Here is a 25,278-nt window from a genome sequence, read left to right as displayed (position 1 = left end):
CATTTGGGTGAAGCCAATCAGCTTCCCGCTACTCTTTTCATCGCAGAACCACTATCTCGCCGCCGAACGTTGGCGGAACGAGTTACTTGAAAGGGACTTTCATGGGTTACCGGGTCGTCGTCGCAGGTGCCACGGGCAATGTCGGGCGCGAAATGCTGAACATTCTCGCGGAGCGGGAATTCCCGATCGACGAGCTGGCGGTCGTTGCCTCATCGCGCAGCCAGGGGCTGATGGTCGATTTCGGCGAGACCGGGAAACAGTTCAAGGTTCAGAATATCGACAATTTCGACCCTACCGGCTGGGACATGGCGCTGTTCGCAATCGGCAGCGAGGCGACCGCAGTGCATGCGCCGCGCTTTGCCAAGGCCGGCTGCACGGTGATAGACAATTCCTCGCTCTATCGGATGGACCCGGACGTGCCGCTGATCGTGCCCGAGGTGAACCCGGAGGCGATCGACGGGTATAAGGCGCGTAACATCATCGCCAATCCGAACTGCTCGACCGCGCAGCTGGTGGTGGCGCTGAAGCCGCTGCACGACGCCGCCAAGGTGAAACGCGTGGTGGTCGCGACCTATCAGTCCGTCTCGGGCGCGGGCAAGGAAGGAATGGACGAGCTGTTCGAGCAGTCGCGCAACATCTTTGTCGGCGATCCGGCGACCGTGAAGAAGTTCACCAAGCAGATCGCGTTCAACGTGATCCCGCACATCGACAGCTTCCTGGACGACGGATCGACCAAGGAAGAGTGGAAGATGGTGGTCGAGACCAAGAAGATCCTCGATCCGAAGATCAAGGTGATCGCGACCTGCGTGCGCGTGCCGGTGTTCGTCGGGCATTCGGAAGCGGTGCATATCGAGATGGAGAATGAACTGTCGGCGGAGGACGCGCAGAACATCCTGCGCGAGGCGCCGGGGATCATGCTGATCGATAAGCGCGAGGATGGCGGGTACATCACCCCGGTCGAGTGCGTCGGCGATTATGCGACGTTCGTCAGCCGGGTGCGCGATGACTCGACGGTCGAGAATGGCTTGGCGTTCTGGTGCGTCAGCGACAACCTCCGCAAGGGTGCGGCGCTGAACGCGGTGCAGATCGCGGAATTGCTCGGGCGGCGGCATTTGAAGAAGGGTTGACGACTTGTCGTTGAAGGTGGCGTTCGAACTTACCGGATCGGGGTGGATGGATATCCACCTCGCTCGCGGTGACACCACTTATCATCTCTCGGGCCTAAGCTATCTGAGTGCGGTTCTGGATGATGTGGTGGCGGCCGCTGTAGCCGTCTCCCTTGGGCAGATGTGTGGTGAGGCAGTCTTCAATCTTGAGCCGGGGCGTCTCCGTTTGTCATGCATTCAAGAGTATGATTGGGGCGTCGAGGCGCGGCGCGTTTTCCTGCGGGTTGATTCCTCTCAATCGGACTACGGCGACCCCATGCCGTTTGCTTGGGACGAATTGTGGGTCGCCGAACTCGATCACGCCGACGAATTTGCAAGCGCGGTTCTCAGTGGGGCCAAGGAGCTGGAGGCCCGGCATGGTCACGATGGTTATTACGACCAGTGGGTCGAGAGCCCCTTCCCAGTACGTGGCGTGGCGGCTTTGGCAGCGTCTCTTGAAATTCAATCGCTGAAAAATCGCGCCGAAGACTGATCCTAATGCCCCGCCGCCGCCGGATCTTGCTCGACCGAACCCTTTGGCTTCTTCAGGAACAGCACCAGCGGGATCGATAGTGCGGTGACGATCATCATTGCCTTGAAATCGTTGAGATAGGCGATCATCGCCGCTTGCCGCGTGACTTCCGCATTGGCCATCGCCAGCACCACATCGGTGGAACCGCCGAGATTGGCGAGCAGGCCGGGATCGAACGTCTGCATCTTTTCGGCGGTGATATGCTGGGCGAGATCGGCGTGGCTGGTCTGGGTGCTGCGCGCAAGGACGGTCGTGACCAGCGAGATGCCGACCGACGCGCCGATGTTGCGTGACAGGTTGAGCAGGCTGGCGCCTTCGGTCCTTTGTTGCGGGGCCAGGGTGGCAAAGGCCATACCGTTGAGCGGCATGAAGATGAGGCCCATGCCAAGACCCTGGATGAAACCCGACATGATGAAGCTGCTCGACCCCATTTCGAGCGTCCAAGTCGTCATCTCGTACAGCGACAGCGCGGCAAGGGCGAAGCCGGTGGCAACGACGATACGCGGGTCCACGCCGCGCTGAACCAGCTGGGCGGAGAGCGCCATCGTGATGAGAACGCCGACGCCGCGCGGCATGAGCAACAGGCCGGTATCGACCACCGGATAGCCGAACAGCGTCTGAAGCATTGGCGGGAGCAGCGCCATCGTCGCCATCATCACCACGCCGACCACCAGCATGAAGGCGAGCGCCGTGACGAGGTTGCGGTTTTTCCACAGGGCGCGCTCAAACATCGGGTTTTTGGCCGTCGCCATGTGAACCGCGAACATCCACAGCGCGATCGCCGCGACCAGCGCCTCGATCAAGATTTCGGGCGAGCCGAACCAGTCCTCGCCCTGTCCGCGATCGAGCATCAGCTGAAGCGCGGCGATGCCGATGGCGAGCAGCGAGAAGCCGAGGACATCGAAGGTGCGCTTGCGGATCGGGCGGCTGGGGAGCAGCCACCACAGCAGGCCGAGACAGATCACGCCAAGCGGCAGATTGACGTAGAATACCCAGCGCCAGTTGAAATTCTCGGTCAGGAACCCGCCCAGCACCGGCCCCAGAATCGGGCCGACCATGATGCCCATGCCCCAGATCGCCATCGCCTTTGGCTGATTTTTTGGCGCGTTGATGTCGAGCATCACGGTCTGGCTAAGCGGGTTCATGAAGGCGGCGGCGACGCCCTGGAGGATGCGAAAGGCGACCATTTCCTCCAGATTCTGCGCCATGCCGCACAGCGCCGAAGCCGCGATGAACCCGACCACCGACCAGACGAACAAATTGCGCGAGCCGATGCGGTCAGACACCCAGCCGGTGATCGGAATAGCGATGGCCGAGGCGACGATATAGCTGGTCAGCACCCAGGTGACGGTGTCCGCCGTCGCGCCGAGCGCGGTCTGCATGTGCGGCAGCGCGACATTGGCGATGGTGGTGTCGAGGATCTGCATCAGCGTGGCGAGCATCACGCCGATGGTAAGCAGACCCTTGTTGGTCACAGGCAGCGCGGCACCGTCCGCCGCTGGCGGCGGCGGAGCGGGCGGCGCTGGGGGCGAGGCGGCGGCGGTGGCCACTTACTTGCCGGTCGTGACCGTGACTTCGGCGGACAGGCCGGCGATCAACTGGCGCGGGCTGGCTTCGTCGATAGCAATGCGGACGGGCACGCGTTGCGTCACCTTGACCCAGTTGCCGTTGGCATTCTGGGCCGGGAGCACCGCGAATTCGCTCCCGGTACCGGCTCCGATCGAGGCGACATGCCCCTTCAGCTTCAGGCCGGGATAGGCGTCAAAGCGCACCTCCGCCGGTTGGCCGACGCGCATCTTGTTGAGGTCGGTTTCCTTGAAATTCGCCTCGATCCACGATCCGCCTGCGCGGACGATAGTGACGGCGGGAAGGCCGGACATCATCATCTGGCCGATCTGAAGCCGGTCGGCCTGACTGACCACACCCTCGACGGGAGCGCGGCGTTCGGTGCGGGACAGTTCGAGCATCGCCTTTTGCCGTTGCGCACGCGCGGCGGCGATGGCTGGGTTGATGCCCGGGACGGCGGCGCCGGTGGAAAGTTTCGAGCGCGCCTCATTCGCGTCGGCGACGGCGCGTTGATAGGTTGCGCGGGCCTGCTCGACTGAGTGCTGAGCTTGCTCGAAGCGGGCGCGCGTTGTGAAGCCCCGGTCCATCAGCGCCTGTTGCCGGGCATAGTCCTGTTGCGCCGAGGAGATGGTGTCGCGTGCCGCCTGGATATCGGCGCCGGTTGCGGCATAGCCCGCCTGAAGCGTGGTCACCTGAACCTGGGCATTGGCGATGGCCGCGTCGGCCTGTGCCACGGCGATGCGATAAGGTTCGGGGTCGATGCGGAACAGCAGGTCGCCGGCCTTGACCGCCTGATTTTCCTTTACCGACACCTCGACGATGCGCCCGGCTACGTCGCTGGCGACCGAAACCTTGTCCTGCGAGACATAGGCATTGTCGGTGGAAACGGTGCCGCCGGAAGAGGCCCACCATGCGCCCGCGAGCGCGATCAGCAGGATTGGTACGCCGAACATCAGCAGCGGGCGCAGCCAGCGGCGCTGGCGCGGTGCGGGCGCGAGTTCGATGGCCTGTCCGGCGTCGATGCGGGGGTCTGCGTCAGCCATTTGCGGCCTCTTTGGTGTCGTCGGGGGAAAGGTTGGTGCGGATATGTTCGAGCGTGCGGCGCAGGCGCGCCTGATCGGTTTCCGACACGCCCGTCAGCGCATTGGCGATCAGCGCATCGGTGATAGTGTGAAGCTGTCCGATCAAAGGTTCGGCGGCCGGAGTCAGATGGATGCGCCAGGCACGGCGGTCGGCGGGATCGCGGCGGCGTTCGATCAGCCCCGCTTCCTCCAGCCGGTCGAGCATGCGCGCGAGCGTGATCGGCTCGACCTCCAGCATCTCGGCAAGCGCGCCCTGATTGCTGCCCTCATTCCGGGCCAGCGTCTTGAGCGTACGCCATTGCGCGTTGGTGACCCCGATCGCGCGCGCGCGGGCATCGAAATCGCGGCGCATCAAGCGCGCGACATCGGCCATGACAAAACCCAGCGACTCGTTCATGGGCAGCAATATAATAAGCATGCTTATATAATACCATACTCATTGGTTGCATTGTGCAACGCAGCGATTGCGCCCGTTGCAATCGGTCGGGGTTTCATCGCGGGTAATTGTCCGGCATCTGTCCGGCCATGCAGACACAGACATTCGAAAGCTTCGACGGCGAGACGATCGCCTGGCGTGAAATGGGTGAGGGACGGGCGGTGGTGCTAATCCACGGCTATTTCTCCGACGCCGACACCAACTGGATCAAATATGGCGCGGCGGCGGCTGTCGCGGCGAAGGGGTTTCGGGTCATCATGCCCGACCTGCGCGCGCACGGCGACAGCGCGAAGCCGCACGATGCCGCCGCCTATCCGCCCGATGCGCTGGCGATGGATGCGGAAGCGCTGATCGCGCACATGGCGTTAAGCGATTACGATCTGGGTGGTTATTCGCTGGGTGCCAGGACGACGGTGCGGGCGCTCGCGCGGGGTAACATCACGGCACCGCGACGGGTGGTTCTTTCGGGCATGGGACTGGAGGGGCTGATCGATACCGGCAAGCGGGCCAGCTATTTCCGGCACGTGCTGACCAATTTGGGCTCGCATGAGCGCGGCAGCGGCGCGTGGATGGCGGAGGCGTTCTTGAAAACGACCGGGGGCGATCCGGCGGCGTTGCTGGGCGTTCTGGACACGTTCGTCGATACGACGCGTGAAGAGATTGCGGCGATTGCGCAGCCGGTGCTGGTACTGGCCGGGGTGGACGATGACGATAACGGGTCGCACGCCGCGCTGGCCGACTTGCTCCCCAATGCGACGCTGGCGGAAATACCGGGCAATCATATGAGCGCGGTGACGAAATCGGCGTTCGGCGCGGCCATCGCCGACTTCCTCGCGGGTTGACCCGCCGGGGTCGGGGGCGCAATCTGGTTTCAACTGAAATCAACAAGATTGAGGGTTTGATGATCCGCACGGGTATTTCGACGATTGCGCTGGCGATGCTGCTTGCCGCGCCGGCTTTTGCGCAAACGGCGAAGAAGGAAACCGTGCCCGCAGGTGCCGCGACACCGGCGGCGGCGGACGCGTTCCTGGCGCGCGCGACCAAGGAGGCGGAGGCATTCTCGGTCGACGACGCGCGCATTCAGTGGCTCTATGCGACCTATATCAACGACGACACGTCGGCACTGGTCGCCAAGAGCGGGGCGGAGGGGACCGAGATGCTGGTCCGTTTCGCGCTGGAGGCGGCGAAATACGACAAGGTGAAGGGGCTCTCGCCCGATACCGCGCGTCAGCTGGGCATGCTGCGCGCCGGGATTACCTCGCCCGCGCCGACGCGTGCGGGCGCGGCGACTGCGCTGGCGAAGCTGCAGACCGACATGCAGACCGTCTATGGCACTGGCAAGGGAACGCTGAAGGGCGTGCCGACCAATGGCAGCGATATCGAGGCGGCGATGGGGACGAATCGCAACCCCGACGAGCTGAAGGAAATGTGGACCAGCTGGCACGACAATGTCGGCGCGCCGCAGCGCAGCGATTACCAGCGCGCGGCGGGCCTGTTGAACGAAGGTTCGCGCGAGCTGGGCTACAAGGATACGGGCGCGATGTGGCGGTCGAATTACGACATGTCGCCGGAGGACTTCGCCAAGCTGACCGACAAGCTCTGGAACGAGGTGAAGCCGCTATACGAGGCGTTGCACACTTACACCCGCTGGAAGCTCAACGAGAAGTACGGCGATGCGGTTCAGTCCAAGACTGGCCCGATCCGTGCCGATCTGCTTGGCAATATGTGGGCGCAGGAATGGGGCAATATCTACGACGTGGTCGCACCAAAGGGTGCGGGCGACGTCGGTTACGATGTCGGCGAATTGCTGGTCGCCAAGAATTACGATGCGATCAAGATGGTGAAGGCAGGCGAGGGCTTCTACTCGTCGCTGGGGCTGGCTCCGATGCCGGAGACGTTCTGGAAGCGGTCGCTGTTCACCAAGCCCGCCGACCGCGAAGTGCAGTGCCATGCATCGGCATGGAATCTCGATAATGTCGACGATCTGCGCATCAAGATGTGCATCAAGGTGAATGGCGATGATTTCACCACGATCCATCACGAGCTGGGTCATAATTATTACCAGCGCGCCTATAACAAGCTGCCGCTAATCTATCGCACGGGTGCCAATGACGGCTTCCATGAGGCAATCGGCGATTTCGTCGCGCTGTCGATCACGCCGGATTATTTGGTGTCGATCGGGCTGCTCGATCGGTCGAAGGTGCCGGGTGAGGACAAGGACCTGGGCCTGTTGCTGAAACAGGCGATGGACAAGGTCGCGTTCCTGCCGTTCGGATTGCTGATCGACAAATGGCGCTGGGGCGTGTTTTCCGGCAGCATTCCGGCGAGCGGCTATCAGGGGTCGTGGGACGCGCTGCGGCTGCAATATCAGGGTATCACGCCGCCGGTGAAGCGCGACGAGACCAAGTTCGATCCGGGTGCCAAATACCATATCCCGGCGAACGTGCCGTATACGCGCTACTTCCTGGCGCGGTTGCTGCAATTCCAGTTCTACAAGGCGGCGTGCGACCAGGCCGGGTGGAAGGGGCCGCTGCACCGCTGTTCCTTTTATGACAATAAGGAAGTCGGGACGAAGCTGAACGCGATGCTGTCGATGGGCGCGTCGAAGCCTTGGCCGGATGCGCTGGAGGCGTTCACCGGTAGCCGCGAGATGAACGGCGCGGCGATGGTCGAGTATTTCGCCCCGCTGAAGACTTGGCTGGACGAGCAGAACAAGGGCAAGCCAACGGGCTGGTGACGCCCGGGTTTGCCGAATGAGAAAAAGCCGCCGCGAGGATGCTCGCGGCGGCTTTTTCGTGTGTCCGTCTGGCGATCAGGCGCCGGACTTGGGCTTTGATTTCGGCTTGGGCTTGGTTGCAGCCGTGTCGGCTGGGCCGCCTTCGCCCTTCTGCACGGCGAGGACGACGCCGGCGATGGCCGCGCCGATCGCGGCGACGCCGCCGACGAGCGAGGCGAAGAAGTTGCGATCGCCCATGCGCTCACGCGTGTCGGCGACCAGCTTGACGGGTGCTGACTCCGTTACGGTTTCGACCGCGGATTGTGCGGCGGCCGATACCTTGGCGGCGGCCGCTTCGGCTGCGGCGCGCGGTCGGCTGGTCCCGGCTTTGCGGGTGGCCGAAGGCGCCTTGCGCGCGGCGGCCTTGCGGCGCAGCGGGGGTGCCTTTTCGGTTGCTGGCTTCGGTGCCGCAGCTTTGGACGCTGCCGCCTTGGTCGCAGCGGGTTTGGCAGTGGCGGGTGCGGGCGGGGTTTCGACCTTGGCTGCCACGACCGGCGCAGCCTTTGGCTTTGGCGCCGCTTTTGGCTTTGGCGCGGCTTTGGGCGCTGCCTTCGCAGCGGGTGCCTTCGCCGCCGGTACCTTTGTCGCCTTTGTTACGGCGGGCTTCTTTGCCTTGACCGGGGTTTCTCCGGTGGCGTCGGTCGCCTTGGTCTTCGATTTGCTCGGGGCCTTGGCCATCACGATACTCCGTTGGTTTCGCGTCTGTAACCAACCTGACGCGAATCGGTTTCCTCCGTCAAATCAAAAGAATTCAGCGGAATGGCGGTTCGTTGAACGCGCGCAGCTTGCGTGAATGAAGTTTCGCGCCTTCGCGGCGCAGTTGCTCGCACGCTTCGATACCGATTTTGAGGTGCTCGGCGATGGCGCGTTCGTAGAAGCGGTTAGCCTGACCCGGCAGCTTGAGTTCACCGTGGAGCGGCTTGTCCGAGACGCAGAGCAAGGTGCCGTAGGGAACGCGGAAGCGATAACCTTGGGCAGCGAGCGTGGCTGATTCCATGTCCACGCCGACCGCGCGGCTGAGCGAGAAGCGCAGGGCGGAGCGCGAGAAGCGCAATTCCCAGTTGCGGTCGTCGGTGGTGACGATCGTGCCGGTGCGCAGCCGACGACGAAGTTCGTCGCCAGACTGGCCCGAGACGATCTCCGCCGCCCGCGCAAGTGCCTGCTGCACTTCGGCGATGGCGGGGATCGGGATTTCGGGCGGAAGAACGTCGTCGAGGACATGGTCGTCGCGCAGATAAGCGTGGGCGAGGACGTAATCGCCGATCCGCTGGCTGGGGCGCAAGCCGCCACAATGGCCGATCATCATCCATGCCTCGGGCCGTAGCACCGCCAGATGATCGGTGATCGTTTTGGCGTTGGACGGGCCGACGCCGATATTGACCAAGGTGATACCGCTGCCGTCCGCAGCCATCAAATGCCAAGCCGGCATCTGATGCCGCCGCCACGCACTGTCGGTGAGCAATTTGTCCGGGTCGTCGCCTGCGGCGATGACGATGCCGCCGGGGCCGGAGACGCCGGTGAAACGACTTTCGGGGCCGAGTTGCGCGCAAGCCCAGCCAACGAATTCATCGACATAGCGGTGATAGTTGGTGAACAATATGTACTGCTGCGTATGTTCGGTCGGGGTGCCGGTGTAATGGCGCAGCCGCGCGAGGCTGAAGTCGGTGCGCAGCCCGTCGAACAAAGCGAGCGGTCGGGTTTCGTCGAGGCTGATCCAGGTGCCGTCTGCGATCTCGTCCCCGATATGTGCGAGCTCGGTCGCCGGGAAATGTCGGGCGAGTTCAAGCGTCGAAATCTGGTCCATTCGCGCCGCGTGCCCGGGGTCGAGCACATAAGGGAACGGGATTTCCTGTCGTCCCGGAACGGCGGTGACGTCGACGTCATAATCCTCGATCAGCAGCGTCAGTTGTTCGATCAGATAGTCGGCGAACATCGCGGGCTTGGTGACGCTGATCGAATAATTGCCGGGGGTGACCAGGCGGCCGAACGAGCGCGTCGGGGTCGGGCGGTCGACTTCGTTGCGATAGACGACGCGGATCTCGGGATATGCGAAACTGCCGTCCTTGCGCTGGGCCGGATCGGGAGGCGTGCCATCGGTAAGGTAGCGGGTGAGGGCACCCTGAAGCCGCGTCACGGACGCGGTATAGAGCCGATCGAGTTCGGAAACGATGTGTTCTGCTGTTGTCATCTTTGACGGCTAAAGCGCCAGCGTGACATTGGCAAGACTGTTAGATGACAGCGAAACGAATGGCGCGCGAGGCGAACCCCGCGCGCCGAACGGATTATTTATCGTCGTCGCTGTCGAGCAGCTTGCTGATGCCGAAGGCGGCACCCGCAACGGCTGCGGCGGCACCGGCCGCAATCGCGGCGGCGGCGACAGGGTTCTTCTTGGCCGCATCGACGACGCCGTCAAAAGCATCGCTGATCGCTTCGCCTGCGTCAGTCAGTTTTTCCTTGGCCTGATCGAGCAGCGTCTCATCCGCCTGTGCGGCGCTGGTCGTGGTCGGGGTGGTTTCTTCGATCATCGCGTGTCTCCCTAATGCTGACAGGACAACAGCTTCGCCGCGCACCGGTTCCCGCGTCAACGGCAAACCGGCGCGCGACTGAAACGGTCTGAGGCTTAAAGATTTTCGAGCAGATGCTCGGCCGAGCTGACCTTGAACTCGCCGGGTGCCTCGACATGGAGCTGTTCGACGACGCCGTCATTGACCAGCATCGAATAACGCTGGCCGCGCGTGCCGAGGCCGAACTTGCTGCCGTCCATCTCCAGCCCGACCGCCTTGGCAAACTCGCCATTGCCGTCGGCGAGCATGGTCAGGTCGCGGGCATCCGCACTCTTGCCCCATGCGCCCATGACGAAGGCGTCGTTGACGGCGGTGCAGGCGATCTCGTCGACGCCCTTTGCCTTTAACGCTTCCGCATTATCGACATAGCCGGGCAGATGGCGTGCCGAGCAGGTCGGGGTGAAGGCACCGGGGACCGAGAACAGCGCTACCTTGCGGCCCGCGAAGAAATCGTCCGAGCTGACCTGTTCCGGGCCATTTTCGGTCGCCTTGGTGAAGGTCGTCGTGGGTACGCGATCGCCGACGTTGATGGTCATGCCTGGTCTCCTATGCGTCCGCGAAATGCGGTTTCGCCTCAATTGGCATGGCCCGCGGCTTTTTCAAGCGTGGCGGAGCCGAAGTGCTGCCGATATGTTGTTCGCCAGATGGAGTCTGCAACCTATCTTACCGGGCAAATCCTGCTCGCCATGCCGGGTATCGGCGATCCGCGCTTCGAGCGTTCGGTGATTGCGATGTGCGCGCATGACGAACAGGGCGCGCTGGGCGTGGGCATCGGACAGCGGATCGCGGGGCTGGGCCTGCATGAACTGCTGGGCCAGTTCGAGATCGAAACCGGCGACGTGGTCGATGCGCCGGTCTATTTCGGTGGCCCGGTGGAAACGCGGCGAGGGTTCGTGCTGCATTCGACCGACTGGAGCGGGCAGGACACGGTCGATGTCGCCGGACGCTGGGCATTGTCGGGAACGATCGACGTGTTGCGTGCGATTGCCGCCGGGACCGGGCCGTCGCGGTGGCTGGTCGCGCTGGGCTATGCCGGGTGGGGTGAGGGGCAACTGGACGAGGAGATGACCCGGCACGGCTGGTTCAACGTGCCGGGGGATACCGCGTTGCTGTATGACGTGGAGGTCGAACGGCGCTGGGAACGCGGGTTCGAGACCGTCGGCATCGATCCGCGTTTGCTCACGACCAGTACCGGGACAGCCTAGGTTCCGCTTTTCTTTTTCGTTGCCGCCTCCGCCTTGATCGTCTCGGGCGAGGGAATCACGGGCGACAGTGCGGCGATCACTTCGTCGGCATCGGCGAAGATCGGCGCGCTCAGGCCCGGTTCGCCCTTGTTGCCGGTTATAAAGGCGGCGAACACATATTGTTCGGTCGCCATCGGGACCATGGCGAACCCCTGATGCCCGCGCGATTTCGCCAGCAGCGCGGCGTGCAGCGCATAGGCCGGGAAAACCGCGTCGAAATCGATGCCGTAGAGGAACATATTCTCCATCTTGATCTTGGATTTCGCGGGATCCTTGACCGGCAACACCAGCTTCGACTTGTCGGTGCGCCACACCTGTTTCGACAGGTTGCGATAGGCGGCGGCGGAATCGACCCCGGGGATCAGACGGAACAGCGTCGCATTGTCGCTGTCCTTGGCCAACGCCTCTGCGCGTGCCGTGTCGAGGCGGTCCTTCCACAAGGCGGCGGGATCGCGCGACAGGCCGCCAATCAGTTCGTCGGGGGCGGCACCGTCGCGCAGCCGCCGGGTTACCTCCGCCACGCTGCCGAACGACGCCGCGACCCATTGCGAGCGCGCGGCGAACAGGCGGCGGGCGGTCTTAACATCGCCATTCTGAGTCTGGCGGATGATGCCGTGCAGATCGAACAGTTCGACGGTCTCGCTGGCGTCACGCTCGGTGCTGCCCTCCGCCCTGCGCTTGTCGCTATTGGCGCGTGCCTCTGCGATCCGCTTGTCCGAAAGCGCGGTATCACCCGCCAGCGCGAGCGTTATCGCCGATCGCGCCATGCTCGCCGTGCTGCGCAGTTCGGGCGCGGTGCGCGCGTTGAAATCGACCAGTGCTTCGCGGACAATCGCGGCCTGTTTGAAGTCGCCCCAGTCCTCCAGCCGGTTGGCCTGTTCGTTCACGCCAAAGCCCAGGCGGCTGCGCCAGCCGCGCATATCGGCTTCCAGCGGCAGCGCGGCGGGCTCGTTCAGCATATAGGCCGGGACGCCCATCAGCGGGGTGAGCAGAAAACGCGAATCGCCAAGGTTGCGCAGTGCCGCCTGACGCGCTTCCTGAGTCTTGCCAGCGCGGTAAAGCGCCGCCGCCGGGATCAGGTCGAACGCGCGCGCTTGTGACCGGACATAATAGGGATTGGCCATGAAGCCACCGGCCTCCGCCTCCTTGCGCGCGAGTTCGGCGTCGGCGACCGCGCCGTCATAATCCTTGGCCTCAATCCGATGGATCGCGCGGCCCAGGATCAGATTGATGCGGCGATAGGCGTTGGTTTCCTTCTTCTCGCCTTCGATCAGGCCGGTGCAGATATCGACACCTTCCGCGCCAAACTTGCGTTTTGACGGATCGGCGCCTTCCGGCGCGGGGGCGAACAGCGCGAGCAGGGTGATCGCGCCGAGCAGTCGCGCGGCGCTCTCGCCAGCGGACATGTTGTTCGGATTGCCGTCGCACTGGACATAGGCTGAGCCCAGCTTCTCGGGCTTCGCCGTCTGTGCGGTGGCAGAAGTCGACGACCCCAGCGCAAGTACAATCGCCAGTGCCTTCGCACCGGCATTCTTCCCGAACTTCATGATTCTGCCCCCAAAACCGTTTCAGACGGAGAGGTGGCAGCGCCGTAAATCGGAGTCAATCGCGTCTGTTTTTATGAGCTGAAACACTTCATATAAAGATATCTTTATATTTGGATTGCGCGAGCAGAGCGAATTCGCTAGGAGCGCGCCAATTGTCGCCGGGATTCCGGCGCAAGCCTTTACTTGCGGAGAAACAACGTGGCCACCGTGCTCGAAAAGACCGATTACGTCGTCAAGGATATCTCGCTCGCCGATTTCGGCCGTGCCGAGATGAACATTGCCGAGACCGAAATGCCGGGCCTGATGGCGTTGCGCCAAGAATTCGGTGAGTCGCAGCCGTTGAAGGGCGCGCGCATCACCGGATCGCTGCATATGACGATTCAGACCGCGGTGCTGATCGAGACGCTGACCGCGCTGGGTGCCGAAGTCCGCTGGGCGACGTGCAATATCTATTCGACGCAGGATCATGCTGCTGCCGCGATTGCCGCGTCGGGCGTGCCGGTGTTCGCGATCAAGGGCGAGAGCCTGGCCGAATATTGGGACTATGTCGGTGACATCTTCACCTGGGATTCCGAAATCGAAGGCCAGACCTGTAACCTGATCCTCGACGATGGCGGCGACGCCACCGCCTTCGCACTGTGGGGTGCGAAGCTGGAAGCCGGGCACACCATGCCCGAGCCGGAAAACGAAGAAGAAGTCGAGATGCAGCGCGCGCTCAAGGCGTTCATCGCGAAGAAGCCGGGCTACCTCACCGAGACCGTCAAGAACATCAAGGGCGTGTCGGAAGAGACCACGACCGGCGTGCATCGCCTCTATGCCATTGCGAAGAAGGGCGAGCTGCCCTTCCCGGCGATCAACGTCAACGACAGCGTGACCAAGTCGAAGTTCGACAATCTGTACGGCTGCAAGGAATCGCTGGTCGACGCGATCCGTCGCGGCACCGACGTGATGCTGGCGGGCAAGGTCGCGGTCGTCGCGGGCTTCGGCGATGTCGGCAAGGGTTCGGCGCAGTCGCTCCGCAACGGCGGCGCGCGCGTACTGGTCACCGAAATCGACCCGATCTGCGCATTGCAGGCGGCGATGGAAGGCTTCGAAGTCGTGACGATGGAAGAGGCCGTGACGCGCGCGGACATCTTCTGCACCGCAACTGGCAATGCCGACGTCATCACCGCCGATCACATGCGCGGCATGAAGAACATGGCGATCGTCTGCAACATCGGTCACTTCGACAGCGAGATCCAGATCGCCGCTTTGTCGAACTACAAATGGACCGAAGTGAAGCCGCAGGTAGACCTGGTCGAGTTCGAGGACGGCAAGCAGATCATCATCCTGTCGAAGGGGCGTCTGGTCAATCTGGGCAACGCGACCGGCCATCCGTCGTTCGTGATGTCAGCATCGTTCACCAACCAGACGCTCGCGCAGATCGAGCTGTGGACCAAGGGTGAAACCTATGCGAACGATGTGTTCGTGTTGCCCAAGCACCTCGACGAGAAGGTCGCGGCGCTGCATCTGGAGAAGCTGGGCGTCAAGCTGTCGCAGCTGACCGAAAAGCAGGCCGGTTACATCGGCGTGCCGGTCGAAGGGCCGTTCAAGCCGGATCATTATCGCTATTGATTGCGGCATAAGCTGTTGAGAAATGGGTGCGGCCAGCGATGGCCGCGCCCTTTTTCGTGTCAGACGGCAAGCGGACCGAGCGTTTCGCGCAACGGATCGAGCCACTGCGAATAGGGCTTCCACACATCGACACCGTCGCGGTTGAGCGGGCGGCGGACCTGTTCGCTGCTGGGCGTGCGGACGACGCGGTCGAGGCGGTGGAATTCGAGCACCGCTGGGTCCCAGTGGAGACCGAGATAGTCGAGCGCGGCGCGCAATTGCGTCTCCGCATCCTCGATCAACCGATCATAGCTGACGTGATGAACCAGACCGGGCGCGACACCGTTCAGGTGATCCATCAACCGCACATAATCGACATAGCATTGGCCGATATCCTTCAGCGTAAAGGAGGAGGCGTGGGCGGTCGAAAAGGACTGGGTGAAGTTCGAGAAACAGCAGTCCATCGCTGGGCGGCGAATATCGAGGAATCTTGCCTGTGGCAGGATGCGTTTGATGAAGAGGATGTTGCTCCAGTTGTGCGGCAGCTTGTCCACGAAGAACGGCCGGTCGGTCTTGCGGTGCAGCGCGGCGCGGCGGAGGTAATCCTGGCCCATCGCGGTGGCGACCTCGGGCGGGAGCGAGGCGATGATCTGGGGCACGGTAACGCGACCACGCCGCGTCGCCATCTCCATCGCCGTGCGCAGAATTGCGGGGATATAGGGCAGTTCGCCAATCGCCTCGACCTGTGAATGGCTGGCGAGCATCTGTTCCAGCAAGGTCGAGCCGGAGCGGGGCAGGCTGACGATGAACACCGGGGTCGCGTCGCCGACCGGTGCAGCGTTGAGCGAAGCAATAAAGGCGGGGTCCACCACGCGTTCGACCTCGGCAATTTCGGCGGTCAGTTCGCTGGCGTCATACCCGATGCTTTCGGCGCGCTGGCGATTGCCCTCGACGTAATGCGTAAAGGCTTCTTCGTGGCGCTCGCGGTCGTGGAGCGCGCGGGCAAGCGAAAAGTGCAAAGGCGCGCTGTTGCGGATGTCGATCGCAATGCGCAGCCCTTCGCGCATCGCCACGATATCTTCGTCCGTGAAAATCTTTTGCTTGATGCTGGCGAGACCCCACCAGCCTTCGCCGAATTCGAAATCGGCGGTGACAGCGCGGCGATAGGCGGCAATCGCTTCGGGCACGCGACCGGCAGCGCGAAGGTTGTGGCCATAACCGACCCAATATGCGGGGCGATCGGGATTGGCGGCAGTCAGGCGCTCCTGAATTGCCAGCGCTTCCTCATTTCGCCCGAGCTTGTCGAGGGTGATCGCGACGAGGGCGGCGGTGCCGGGGTCTCCACTCTCGCGCTCCAGTGCGCGGAAAAGGTCGAGTGCCTCAGCCAGGCGCTCCTGCTGATTGAGGTTCGAAGCAAGGTGCCGGCGCGCCTCGGTTGTCGGCTCGCGAGCAAGTGCCTGGCGCAAAAATGCTTCGGATTGCCCGAGTGCGCCCAGTCGCATCGCAACGCTGCCGAGCAGGGCAAGCGCGCGCGGATCACCGGGATTGGCGCGCAGATGCCCCATCACATGCTGTGCCGCGAGTTCGAGCTTGCCGTCTTCAGCGAGGCGCGACGCTTCGCTGAGCGCAGGGCTGGCGGTGATCGTGCTCATGCGTAACCGAGCAGGGCGCGTAGCCCCGGTGCCTGATAATCGACCAGCGCGCGGTGCCGGGGGCCGAGTGTGTCGGGCAGGTCGATCGCGACGCCGGTCAGATTCTCGCGCGCGGTGCCGCTTTGTTTGCGATCCGATCCGATGCGCACCCGCTCACGCCAGTCGGCGGGCCGGTCGATGCCGCAGGCGTCGAGCAATGCTGCGAACCAGGCATCGGCAGCTTCACTGTCGAGATCGCCGAGATGTTCGACGATTTCCTCGAACTTCACGATGTGGGCGCGCGCACCGAGCCAGGCGGCCGCGTTCAACTCATAAATGTCGTTGAGCGACGGCGCTTTGCCGGGGAGTCCGAAGATCATCATCGTCAGCAGCTCGTCGGCGCTGAGCGCGTCGTTCTTCAGATGATCGACATTGCCGCTGAATTGTTCGGACAGGAAGAAGCGCGCGCGCGCGATGACCCAGTCATAGGGGTCCCGATACAGCACGATGCGACGGGCGGGGGCGGTCTCGATGATCGAGGCGTCGGCGAGAAAGAGGTGGCCCCAGCTGAGCTTTGGGTTGGCGGGGTCGAAGGCGGCGCGATGCTGTTGCAGGGTCGGCCACTGGATGAAGTCGTGGTGATATTGCTGATCGACCGGCACGAACATGCGCAGGATATTGCGGAGCAGATGGCTGCCGCTTTTCGGTACGCTGTTGAGAAACACGGGCTGACGCAACCGCGCCTGATCGAACCGCTGGTTCTCCGCATCGAGGGTGTCGGGTTGAACCGTTACTGCGGGCATGAACGAACGCTCCCTGAGCTCAAACAAACGGGGCGGCATGTTGCCATGCCGCCCCGCGAAGTGACAATCGCTTTCGCGTCAGAACTTGCGCGAGACGTTCACGAAGAACCGGCGACCCACGAAGCTGTACTGCGATGCCGCAACCACCGGGCCAAGCATCGAAATCTGCCCGCCGTTGAGATAGGAAACCCGTGGTGGCTTCGTATCGAACAGGTTGCTGACACCGAGGGTCAGGTCGAACACGTCCTCGATCTCCTGAGTGATCGAGATATTGTGGTAGAACACCGCCGGTGCTGTCAGATCCGGGCAATAGGTACCGCGGATGGTGCTGGCGATGCAGGCGTTGTTGCCGTTGTCGTCGAGGAAATCCTGGACGTTCGACGTGCCGCCAATCACGTTCATGCCATAGAACACGCTCGTGCTGTTGTTCGGCAGCTGCCAGAACATGCGGAAGTCGCCCACCCATTGTGGCGATCCGGCTTCGCCGTTGGTCGAGGACGTCGGCGAACCCGGCTGCAAGGTGAAGTCGTCGCGCGTCTGCCAGGTCATGTCGGCGGTCAGGCTGACATTGCCCAGGCTACCCAGGTTCTGACGGATGTTGACGTTGAGGTCGACGCCGCTGTTGCGCTGAGCCGCGATGTTCACAAACTTGTCGAACACCTCGTTGATGTTGTTCGGTGCCGCAGTCTGGCCACGGGTGAACAGGTCGCACAGTGGATCGGTCGGGAAGCTGACCGAATCGTAGCAGCCGAAGATGATGCTGCTTGCGCCCAGCTGCGCGATTTCACCCTTCACGCGGATATCGAAATAATCGACCGCGATGTTGATGCGCGTGTCACCGAGGAAGTCGAACTTGGGCGAGAGGATCGCACCGACCACGAGCGCCTTCGACGTTTCCGGTTCGAGCACGCCAAGGCCACCCTGCGATACCGCCGTCGCGCTGACGCCGGCACCCGAGTGATTGCCGGGAATGCCGTCGGCGGCGCAGTTGGTGGCGACGCGTTGCGTGATCCGGCCAGCCGCCAGTGCAGCGGTGTAGTTGATGCACGGATCAATGTTGCGCTGTGCAGGGAAGCTGGTTTCGTCCGCCAGAAACTGCTCGAAGAGCGCAGGCGCGCGGAACGAGGTACCATAGCTGGCGCGTACCCGGAGCCATTCGGTCATGGCCCAGTTTGCGCCGACCTTGTACGTCCAGTTGCCGTTGGTGGTATCCTCATTCACCCCGCCCGGCACCGCGGTAGCCCGCGTCGACGTCACGTTGGTGACGCGCCCTGCGACCGAGAAGGTGAGCTCCTTGAAGAAGGGCACGTCCTTGAGGATCGGGATGTTAAGTTCGCCGAACGCTTCGGTCGTGACCGCGTCGCCCGCCGTGATCCCGGAGGTCGATGCGCCCCAGGCATTGCCGGCACGGGTAATCTCACCCGGAACGTCGTTGATCTCGTCCTTGCGCGCGGTAACGCCCACGGCAACGCCCAGCGGACCGCCGGGCAGCTCGAACAGGCTGCCGGAGACCGATGCTTCGCCGTTGAACTGGGTGTAGATCGTCTTTCCTTCTTCCCAGGAGAACAGGAAGTTCTTCTGGGCCTGGGTCAGTTCACCACGCAGGAAGTAGGGGTCGTTCCAGGGCAGGTCGATGCACTGCTTACCCGACACCGGCGTAACGGTTCCCACGCACGACGAGGTCTGAAAATAGCCGGTGTCGTACACGTCCTGCAGAATCTGCTGCTGACGATAACGACCGATGCTCTTGCTGTACTGGCCGTAAATCTCGAACTTCCACGAACCGCCGAGATCGCCGCGCACGCCGCCGACGCCGCGATAATAATCGACCTTCTGGCTGCTGTCGCTCTGATCCGTGATCGCGGTCGGGCTCAGCAGGTTCTGGCCGAGCCAGCCGGGTGCCCAGAGCGTGCCATAGATGTTGGACGTGCCGCCGAAGTTCCAGAACTGACGCCAGCCATTCTGGTAGGTCTCGCGCCGGTTGAACAGGAATTCGCCGAACAGTTCGACATTTTCCGTGATCTCGTAAGCGGCGCTGGCGAAACCGGTGTAAAGGTCGGTCTTAGGGATGATCGTCGATTGCTCGACGAACGGGTGGTAGGCGTTCTGAATAGCCAGTGACGGCGTGTCATACCCGGTCGGGTACCACCCGGCCGGCGCGAAGAAATCGGTCGGACCGGTCGGCGCGCCAAAGCGAGGAATGCCGAGCGTTTCGCCCGGATACTGATATTGCATCAGCACGGTTTCGCCGTTGGGCGAGGTGTTGGGGCCGGTGTTCGGGCCACCCGGGCCGTCGAGCCGCAAATTGCCGATCAGATTGTAGGTCCAGACATGACCCCAGCGCAGATCCTCGCAGCGGAACTGACCGGAACGGGGATCGATGATGTCGGCACGGCTGCCGTCCTGGCGGAAGGTGTAAGCCTCGGGGCAGGCGAGATATTCGCGCTGACCCCGGCTGAGTTCGTTGACATGGCTATAGTCGGCGGCGACCAGAACATGGCCGCGCTCGAACGTCTTGCCCCAGATCGCGCTGACGCGATAGGATTCACCGCCGCCGTCGCCGGGGATCGAGGAGTTCGCGCTGATTTCGAGACCGTCGACATCGGTCTTGGTGACGATATTGACGACGCCTGCAACCGCGTCCGAACCGTACACGGATGATGCGCCGGTCTTCAGAATGTCGATCCGCGCAGCAATCGACTGTGGCAGCACGTTGAGATCGAACGACGAAACGCCGCCGCGGGTGCCTGCGGGACCGGCACGACGACCATTGAGCAATACGAGGGTGCGGTTGGCGCCAAGGCCGCGAAGATCGATCGTCTGCGCGCCGGGGCCGCCGGCGGTGACGAAGTTCGACGAAATCGCCGAGGTGATCTGGGTTGAGCCGGCCGCGATCGGCGAGCTTTGCAGCATCGACGCGGTATCGAACTTGCCTTCCTTGATCGACGTTTCGGGGTCGATCACGGCAATCGGATCGGGGCTGTTGAATGGTGTAACGCCGCGAATACGCGAGCCGGTAATGACGACGGCTTCATCTTCGGTTTGCGGCGCAGTCGTCGGCGCGGCCGGCTCTTCAGCCGGTGCGTCCTGTGCCCAGGCGGGCGCGACGGTAGTGAAGGCAAGGCCAAAAAGCGCGGCAGACCGGAGCGCAGTCGCGCCCAGGAAGTTGGATTTCGCCATTTTTGTGTCCCCTATTACACAACTAAGTGCCAATCCTTGCTGCGCCGCATCGAAATGGCAACCCCATCCGGGCACGAATGTCGCCAGTGTTACGATGTTGCCTTGCTGTTGTAGTAATCGTGCAACACGCCTGTGGTTTGCACGGGTGCGCCCATGCGATGGATTACGCCTTGGATATGCGTCGGGAACCGTTGCCGTGCTCCGGTCTGGACCCTAAGAGCCGGGGATGAACGGCGGCGCACGGCAGTGATCGAAATCTCCCAGACTGCGGCGGTGATGGCGGGGGCCGTCGCCGCGCTGCTGATCGTGCTGGGCGCGATCATGTTGTTTGTCGGCTTACGAGCGCGTGGGCGCGCAACGGCACTGATCGACTCGCATGCTCGCGCGCTGGCGCTGGCACAGAGTGCGCCCGCGCAGGCGATGATCGTGCGCACAGACGGGCGGATCGAGCTTAGCGACCGGCTGGCCGACCTGTTGGGGCTGGAGACGGTGCCGGCACAGCTCGAGGAGATCGTCGGCAACGAAGCAGTGTTCGCGGCGAATGACGGCGCGCTGTTGGAGCAGGAGATCGCTGCGGCGCAACGCGCGGGAAAGCCTTTTCGGATCACGGTGCGGGTGAAGGGGTCGTCGCGCACCTTGCTGGTGATCGGTCAGCGCGCGCCGGATGCGGTGCGGGCGCCGGGGGGCGTGGTGCTGTGGGCGTTCGACGCCACCGAGACGCAGGAGGAAGTGTCGCGCCTGTCCGGCGAGGCGGGGCGGTATCGGGAGGCCTATGATGCGCTGACCGGTCTCATTCAGTCCGCGCCGATGCCGATGTGGTATCGTGATGCCGAATTGCGGCTGGCGATGGTCAACAATGCCTATGTCGCGGCGGTCGATGGGCGCGATGCGGAGAGCGTGGTCAAGGCGGGGACCGAACTGATCGATGCATCGGCACCCGGCGGGCAGCTGGCGAGCGCCGCGACGGCGCGCGACGCAGGCAAGCCGCAGATGGTAAAACTGCCCGCGACCATCGGTGGCGCGCGGCGGACGCTGCATATCCATGACGTGCCGCTCCCGACCGGTGGCGTGGCGGGCTTTGCCGTGGATGTCGAGGAACTGGAGCGCGCACGTGCGGGGATCAAGCGCGCGGACGATGCGCAGCGCGAAACGTTCGACCGGCTGTCTGCAGGGGTGGCCCAGTTCGGCGCGGATCGTGGGTTGATCTTTTGTAACCAGCCGTTCCGGCGGATGTTCGAGCTGCGCAACGAGTGGCTGGCAGACCGGCCAGAGTTCGACCGCGTGCTGGAGCGGATGCGCGAGGCCAATCGCCTGCCCGTCGTACGCGACTTCCCCGGCTGGAAGGCTGAGCGGCGCGAATGGTTCATGGCGGCGGACGCGGCGCGCGAGGAGAATTGGGCGCTACCCGGTGGTGCGCATTTGCGCGTCGTGGCGCAGCCGCTGCCCGAGGGCGGATTGCTGGTGATTTTCGAGGATCTGACCGAACAAGTGCAGCTGGCGAGTGCGCGTGACACGTTGCTGCGCGTGCGGACGGCGACGTTCGACAATCTGTTCGAGGCGCTGGGCGTGTTCGCGGCTGACGGGCGGTTGCAGCTGTGGAACAACCGTTTCCGGCAATTATGGGGGTTCGACGAGGCGTTCGTCACCGGCCATCCGCGCGTCGATGCGCTGGCGCAGGCGGCGGGCGGCATGTTTGCCAATCCGGCCCGAGCCACGCTGATCGCCGAACTGGTGCGCGCGGCGACGGTGGAACGGCAGCAGCGCGGCGGGTCGATCGAGTTTGCCGATGGACGGCATTTCGAGGTCGCGGCGGTGCCGTTGCCGGACGGGAATGCGCTGTTCACGATGCTGGACGTGTCCGACCGGCGGCGGAGCGAGAATGCGCTGCGTGAGCGCAACGAAGCGCTGGAAACGTCGGACCGGGTGAAGACCGCCTTCGTCGCGAACATGAGCTATGAATTGCGCACGCCGCTGACGTCGATTCAGGGGTTCGCGGAGATGCTGCATGGAGGCTATGCGGGCGAGCTGTCGGCGAGCGGGACCGAGTATATGGAGGCGATCCTGAGCTCGGTCGCGCGGCTGGGCGATCTGATCGACGATGTCCTCGACCTGACGCGCGAGGGCGGATCGCTGGCGCGTGAGGCGGTCGATCTGGAGCTGGTCGCGGCGGCGGCGGCGGAAGCAGTCGTGCCCGCAGCGGGTGCCAAGCGGATCGAGCTGGCGGTGGACGTGCTGGGCAGTGCCGGCAGCGTGAAGGGTGACGCGCGACGCATAAGGCAAGCGATCGAGCATCTGTTGCGCAATGCGGTGGCGGGAACGCCGGAGCAGGGGCGGGTGCTGCTGCATGTCGATGGCGATGCGAAGGCGGCGCGGATCGTGGTGTCGGACGACGGGCCGGGGATGGCGGCGGCGCTGGCGGCGAAGGCGTTCGAGCGGTTTGCGCAGCCGGGGATCAGCCGGGATGGCGACCGTGCGCTGGGCCTCGGCCTGCCGCTGGCGAAGCAATTCGTCGAGGCGCATGGCGGGACGATCCAGCTGATGTCCGAACCGGGGCAGGGGACGATGGTGATCGTGGAATTGCCGCGATGACAGGTTTTATGTCCTTGCTTCGTCACCCCGGTCTTGAGCCGGGGTCCCGCTATTGGCCGGACTCAGAAGAAGCGGGACCCCGGCTCAAGGCCGGGGTGACAGGCAGGGGTTGATGATCCGGCTGGCGGATGCGGCGGCGACGGAGGCGTTTGGTGCGCAGCTGGCAGCGGTGGCGAGGCCGGGGGATGTGATCGCGCTGTCGGGGCAATTGGGCGCGGGCAAGACGAGTGTCGCGCGGGGACTGCTCGCGGCGTTGGGGCTGGAGGGCGAAGCGCCTTCGCCGAGCTACGCGATCGTGCAGCCGTACGAGCCGCCGGAGGTGCAGTTTCCGGTGCTGCATGTCGACCTGTATCGCATCGACGATCCCAACGAGGCGGAGGAGCTGGGGCTGGATGAGGCGCGCGGCGATTCGCTGTTGGTGGTCGAATGGCCGGAGCGGTTGGCGGACGGGTACTGGGCCGATGCGCTGTGGCTGACCCTGACGATCCTGCCGGATAGCGCGCGCGGCTTGACAGCGAATGTTCCGGCGGCATGGGGGGATCGATGGCCCCTGAAATGATCTCTCCACCCGACATGAACCCGCCCGAAGCGGCGGTTCCGTTCCTCAACTCGATTGGTTGGGGGGATGGCGAGATACTGCCGTTGGCGGGCGATGCATCCTTCCGGCGATATTTCCGGGTGCAGGCGCCGGGGCGCGTTGCGATCCTGATGGATGCGCCGCCGCCACATGAAGACCCGCGCCCGTTCATCTCGATTGCGCGCTGGCTGACCGATCGCGGGTTCGCCGCGCCGCTTATCTATGGCGAGGATCTGACCGAAGGGCTGGTGCTGATCGAGGATTTCGGCGACGCGCGGCTGAAGGAAACCGCCGACGCCGCGCCGGAGAGCGAGTTGCGGCTGTACGAAGCGGCGATCGACGTGTTGATCCGGCTGCGCGAGCATGCGGCGGCGGATGTGCGACCTTACGACATGCGCGTCTATCAGCAGGAGGCGTCGCTGCTGACCGAATGGTATTGTCCGGCGGTTGGCGTGGAGGCGGACGTCGAAGGTTATCGCGCGGCGTGGGATGCGGCGTTGGCTCCGGTGCTGGCGGGGACGCCGGTTACGGTGCTGCGCGATTATCATGCGGAAAATCTGATGCTGATCGATGGCAGCGAGACGCTGGGCCTGCTCGATTTTCAGGACGCGCTGGCGGGGCATCCGGCCTATGATCTGGTGTCGCTGCTACAGGATGCGCGACGCGACGTGCATCCGGTGCTGGAGGCGGCGATGCTGGACCGCTATCGCCGCATCACCGGCGCGGACGATGCGTTTTTCGACGCCTATCATGTACTGGGTGCGCAGCGGAATGCCAAGATCGTCGGCATCTTCACCCGGCTGTGGCAGCGCGACGGGAAGCTGCGTTATGCCGGACTGTGCCCGCGCGTCTGGGGTTATCTGGAGCGCGATTTGCGGCATCCGGCACTGGCTCCGGTGGCGGCGTGGTTCGATGCGAACATCCCCGCCGCGCTGCGGGGCGATCCGATGGTGGTCGCGTGAGCGCAAAAAAGACGCTGGCGATCCGGCCACGTCCGGCGGCTGACGTGCCGGAAGTGGCGATGGTGATGGCGGCCGGGCTGGGCAAGCGTATGCGCCCGCTGACCGCGACGCGGCCCAAGCCGCTGGTCGAGGTAGCGGGCAAACCGTTGATCGACCATGTGTTCGACCGATTGCGCAGCGCTGGCGTGAAGCGAGCAGTGGTCAACGTCCATTACCTGGCCGATGCGCTGGAGGCGCATGTCATGCACCGGGTGCAGGACGTTGAGGTGATCGTGTCCGACGAGCGGGCGCAGTTGCTGGAGACCGGTGGTGGGCTGGTCCGCGCGAGGGAGTATCTGGGCGACAAGCCGTTCCTGTGCGTCAACAGCGACAATTTGTGGGTCGACGGTCCGATCGACGCGATCCGGCAACTGGCGGCGGCGTGGGACGACGAGCGCATGGACGCGCTGTTGCTGATGGTCCCGCTGGCGCGCGCGCATTGCCATCGCGGGCAGGGGGATTTTCACCTCGACCCTTTCGGGCGGATCGTCGGGCGGCGCAAGCCGGGGCGGCTGGCACCGTTCGTGTTCACCGGCGTGCAGATCCTGTCCCCGCGCGTGATTCGCGACTGGCCGGAGGGGCCGTTTTCGACGAACCTGTTCTGGGAGCGGGCGATGGAGGCCGGACGCGCCTGGGGGCTGGTGCATCAGGGGCTGTGGTTCGATGTGGGCAGTCCGCCTGCGATTGCGGCGACGGAGGCGGTGCTGGCGGATGGGTGAGGGGCGATCAAAACCAAAACCGTGGAACATGGGTCTGGGCATTGCGATCGGGCTGGTTGCTGGCGTCTTACTGTGGTGGAGCGAATATGAGTCCGGTCAGGGATTGCTTCAGAATCTTTATTTTATCGTTGTTCCGGCCTGTGTGGGCATCTCGATCGTTAGCTTTCGGAACCGGCGAAAGAAGGTCGGCCCTTATGATCCAGAGTATATCGCCGAGAACCGTCGTGGCCGGGTTTAAATTGTAGGCAATCGTGATGGGGGCGTTTTTCTTAGCCCTCTCCCGCTTTCGCATG

General features: G+C 63.7%; 21 protein-coding genes. 10 read left to right on the top strand and 11 right to left on the bottom strand.

What is annotated here, in order from left to right:
• Positions 1-101 precede the first annotated feature (101 nt).
• The gene (locus tag U1702_RS06365; protein WP_332723062.1) at positions 102-1,127 is read left to right on the top strand and encodes an aspartate-semialdehyde dehydrogenase; all 1,026 of its coding nucleotides are present in this window, start codon (positions 102-104) and stop codon (positions 1,125-1,127) included.
• Positions 1,128-1,173: 46 nt separating this feature from the next.
• Positions 1,174-1,638, top strand: a complete 465-nt coding sequence (locus U1702_RS06360; RefSeq protein WP_332723060.1) for a hypothetical protein — start codon at positions 1,174-1,176, stop codon at positions 1,636-1,638.
• A 2-nt stretch (positions 1,639-1,640) separates the two neighbouring features.
• On the opposite strand, the gene U1702_RS06355 is transcribed toward U1702_RS06360, so the two are convergent.
• From U1702_RS06355 to U1702_RS06345, 3 genes are read right to left on the bottom strand one after another with little or no spacing between them, the layout of a single operon-like run.
• The gene (locus tag U1702_RS06355) at positions 1,641-3,227 is read right to left on the bottom strand and encodes a DHA2 family efflux MFS transporter permease subunit (protein WP_332723058.1); all 1,587 of its coding nucleotides are present in this window, start codon (positions 3,225-3,227) and stop codon (positions 1,641-1,643) included.
• Entirely contained in the window at positions 3,228-4,286 is a 1,059-nt protein-coding gene (locus U1702_RS06350) for an HlyD family secretion protein (RefSeq protein ID WP_332723056.1), read from the bottom strand.
• Entirely contained in the window at positions 4,279-4,722 is a 444-nt protein-coding gene (locus U1702_RS06345) for a MarR family winged helix-turn-helix transcriptional regulator (protein WP_332723054.1), read from the bottom strand. Before U1702_RS06345 ends, U1702_RS06350 begins: the two co-directional genes overlap by 8 nt.
• A 128-nt stretch (positions 4,723-4,850) precedes the next feature.
• Between U1702_RS06345 and U1702_RS06340 the strand changes: the two genes are divergently transcribed.
• On the top strand, positions 4,851-5,603 hold the full coding sequence (locus U1702_RS06340; RefSeq protein ID WP_332723052.1) for an alpha/beta fold hydrolase: 753 nt from the start codon (positions 4,851-4,853) through the stop codon (positions 5,601-5,603).
• 59 nt (positions 5,604-5,662) lie between these two features.
• Positions 5,663-7,498 (top strand): M2 family metallopeptidase, encoded by a 1,836-nt coding sequence (locus U1702_RS06335; RefSeq protein WP_332723050.1) that lies wholly within the window; start codon positions 5,663-5,665, stop codon positions 7,496-7,498.
• A 75-nt stretch (positions 7,499-7,573) separates the two neighbouring features.
• Here the strand turns inward: U1702_RS06335 and U1702_RS06330 are convergent, their stop codons facing one another.
• From U1702_RS06330 to U1702_RS06315, 4 genes are all read right to left on the bottom strand, one after another.
• Complete coding sequence (locus U1702_RS06330; protein ID WP_332723048.1) at positions 7,574-8,215, bottom strand: hypothetical protein; 642 nt, start codon at positions 8,213-8,215, stop codon at positions 7,574-7,576.
• 73 nt (positions 8,216-8,288) lie between these two features.
• A complete protein-coding gene (locus U1702_RS06325) occupies positions 8,289-9,725 on the bottom strand; it encodes an AMP nucleosidase (RefSeq protein ID WP_332723046.1) in 1,437 nt (478 codons plus the stop codon).
• 94 nt (positions 9,726-9,819) lie between these two features.
• Positions 9,820-10,062, bottom strand: a complete 243-nt coding sequence (locus U1702_RS06320; protein WP_332723045.1) for a hypothetical protein — start codon at positions 10,060-10,062, stop codon at positions 9,820-9,822.
• A 95-nt stretch (positions 10,063-10,157) separates the two neighbouring features.
• Complete coding sequence (locus U1702_RS06315) at positions 10,158-10,637, bottom strand: peroxiredoxin (RefSeq protein WP_332723044.1); 480 nt, start codon at positions 10,635-10,637, stop codon at positions 10,158-10,160.
• 108 nt (positions 10,638-10,745) lie between these two features.
• Here U1702_RS06315 and U1702_RS06310 point away from each other — a divergent pair, with 108 nt between their 5' ends.
• Positions 10,746-11,306 carry a YqgE/AlgH family protein gene (locus tag U1702_RS06310; RefSeq protein ID WP_332723042.1) on the top strand — a complete coding sequence of 187 codons (561 nt, stop codon included), beginning with the start codon at positions 10,746-10,748 and terminating at the stop codon, positions 11,304-11,306.
• On the opposite strand, the gene U1702_RS06305 is transcribed toward U1702_RS06310, so the two are convergent.
• Complete coding sequence (locus U1702_RS06305) at positions 11,303-12,892, bottom strand: hypothetical protein (protein ID WP_332723040.1); 1,590 nt, start codon at positions 12,890-12,892, stop codon at positions 11,303-11,305. The genes U1702_RS06310 and U1702_RS06305 overlap by 4 nt on opposite strands.
• 198 nt (positions 12,893-13,090) lie before the next feature.
• Here U1702_RS06305 and ahcY point away from each other — a divergent pair, with 198 nt between their 5' ends.
• Positions 13,091-14,506, top strand: coding sequence for an adenosylhomocysteinase (gene ahcY / locus U1702_RS06300; RefSeq protein WP_332723038.1), 1,416 nt, complete (start codon positions 13,091-13,093; stop codon positions 14,504-14,506).
• Between the two features lie 59 nt (positions 14,507-14,565).
• Here ahcY and U1702_RS06295 read toward each other — a convergent pair whose 3' ends face one another.
• The 3 genes from U1702_RS06295 to U1702_RS06285 form a co-directional block, all read right to left on the bottom strand.
• Positions 14,566-16,137: a tetratricopeptide repeat-containing sulfotransferase family protein gene (locus U1702_RS06295; protein WP_332723037.1), complete on the bottom strand. Its 1,572-nt coding sequence runs from the start codon at positions 16,135-16,137 to the stop codon at positions 14,566-14,568.
• Positions 16,134-16,919: a sulfotransferase family protein gene (locus tag U1702_RS06290; protein ID WP_332723035.1), complete on the bottom strand. Its 786-nt coding sequence runs from the start codon at positions 16,917-16,919 to the stop codon at positions 16,134-16,136. The genes U1702_RS06295 and U1702_RS06290 overlap by 4 nt, the downstream gene beginning before the upstream one ends.
• Before the next feature lie 78 nt (positions 16,920-16,997).
• Positions 16,998-20,099 carry a TonB-dependent receptor domain-containing protein gene (locus U1702_RS06285; protein WP_332723033.1) on the bottom strand — a complete coding sequence of 1,034 codons (3,102 nt, stop codon included), beginning with the start codon at positions 20,097-20,099 and terminating at the stop codon, positions 16,998-17,000.
• Positions 20,100-20,345: 246 nt separating this feature from the next.
• Here U1702_RS06285 and U1702_RS06280 point away from each other — a divergent pair, with 246 nt between their 5' ends.
• The 4 genes from U1702_RS06280 (at position 20,346) to U1702_RS06265 (ending at position 24,985) form a co-directional block, all read left to right on the top strand.
• Positions 20,346-22,688, top strand: a complete 2,343-nt coding sequence (locus tag U1702_RS06280) for a PAS domain-containing sensor histidine kinase (RefSeq protein ID WP_332723031.1) — start codon at positions 20,346-20,348, stop codon at positions 22,686-22,688.
• Between the two features lie 112 nt (positions 22,689-22,800).
• A complete protein-coding gene (gene tsaE, locus U1702_RS06275; protein WP_332723030.1) occupies positions 22,801-23,247 on the top strand; it encodes a tRNA (adenosine(37)-N6)-threonylcarbamoyltransferase complex ATPase subunit type 1 TsaE in 447 nt (148 codons plus the stop codon).
• A 14-nt stretch (positions 23,248-23,261) separates the two neighbouring features.
• Complete coding sequence (locus U1702_RS06270; protein WP_332724605.1) at positions 23,262-24,227, top strand: aminoglycoside phosphotransferase family protein; 966 nt, start codon at positions 23,262-23,264, stop codon at positions 24,225-24,227.
• 59 nt (positions 24,228-24,286) lie between these two features.
• Entirely contained in the window at positions 24,287-24,985 is a 699-nt protein-coding gene (locus U1702_RS06265) for a nucleotidyltransferase family protein (protein ID WP_332724603.1), read from the top strand.
• Positions 24,986-25,278: the final 293 nt, after the last annotated feature.

The sequence above is a fragment of the Sphingomonas sp. LT1P40 genome (assembly GCF_036663835.1).
In the GTDB taxonomy this organism is placed as follows: Bacteria; Pseudomonadota; Alphaproteobacteria; order Sphingomonadales; family Sphingomonadaceae; genus Sphingomonas.
This window is presented reverse-complemented; position numbering and strand designations above follow the sequence as displayed.

Bases quoted from the DNA above. Each gene is read 5' to 3' on its own strand.
- U1702_RS06320 (WP_332723045.1), bottom strand. From the start codon at position 10,062: ATGATCGAAGAAACCACCCCGACCACGACCAGCGCCGCACAGGCGGAT.
- U1702_RS06295 (WP_332723037.1), bottom strand. From the start codon at position 16,137: ATGAGCACGATCACCGCCAGCCCTGCGCTCAGCGAAGCGTCGCGCCTC.
- U1702_RS06340 (WP_332723052.1), top strand. From the start codon at position 4,851: ATGCAGACACAGACATTCGAAAGCTTCGACGGCGAGACGATCGCCTGG.
- U1702_RS06325 (WP_332723046.1), bottom strand. From the start codon at position 9,725: ATGACAACAGCAGAACACATCGTTTCCGAACTCGATCGGCTCTATACC.
- U1702_RS06350 (WP_332723056.1), bottom strand. From the start codon at position 4,286: ATGGCTGACGCAGACCCCCGCATCGACGCCGGACAGGCCATCGAACTC.
- U1702_RS06265 (WP_332724603.1), top strand. From the start codon at position 24,287: ATGGTGATGGCGGCCGGGCTGGGCAAGCGTATGCGCCCGCTGACCGCG.
- U1702_RS06310 (WP_332723042.1), top strand. From the start codon at position 10,746: ATGGAGTCTGCAACCTATCTTACCGGGCAAATCCTGCTCGCCATGCCG.
- tsaE (WP_332723030.1), top strand. From the start codon at position 22,801: ATGATCCGGCTGGCGGATGCGGCGGCGACGGAGGCGTTTGGTGCGCAG.
- U1702_RS06330 (WP_332723048.1), bottom strand. From the start codon at position 8,215: ATGGCCAAGGCCCCGAGCAAATCGAAGACCAAGGCGACCGACGCCACC.
- U1702_RS06360 (WP_332723060.1), top strand. From the start codon at position 1,174: ATGGATATCCACCTCGCTCGCGGTGACACCACTTATCATCTCTCGGGC.
- U1702_RS06285 (WP_332723033.1), bottom strand. From the start codon at position 20,099: ATGGCGAAATCCAACTTCCTGGGCGCGACTGCGCTCCGGTCTGCCGCG.
- U1702_RS06290 (WP_332723035.1), bottom strand. From the start codon at position 16,919: ATGCCCGCAGTAACGGTTCAACCCGACACCCTCGATGCGGAGAACCAG.
- U1702_RS06345 (WP_332723054.1), bottom strand. From the start codon at position 4,722: ATGAACGAGTCGCTGGGTTTTGTCATGGCCGATGTCGCGCGCTTGATG.
- U1702_RS06315 (WP_332723044.1), bottom strand. From the start codon at position 10,637: ATGACCATCAACGTCGGCGATCGCGTACCCACGACGACCTTCACCAAG.
- U1702_RS06365 (WP_332723062.1), top strand. From the start codon at position 102: ATGGGTTACCGGGTCGTCGTCGCAGGTGCCACGGGCAATGTCGGGCGC.
- U1702_RS06270 (WP_332724605.1), top strand. From the start codon at position 23,262: ATGAACCCGCCCGAAGCGGCGGTTCCGTTCCTCAACTCGATTGGTTGG.
- U1702_RS06335 (WP_332723050.1), top strand. From the start codon at position 5,663: ATGATCCGCACGGGTATTTCGACGATTGCGCTGGCGATGCTGCTTGCC.
- U1702_RS06305 (WP_332723040.1), bottom strand. From the start codon at position 12,892: ATGAAGTTCGGGAAGAATGCCGGTGCGAAGGCACTGGCGATTGTACTT.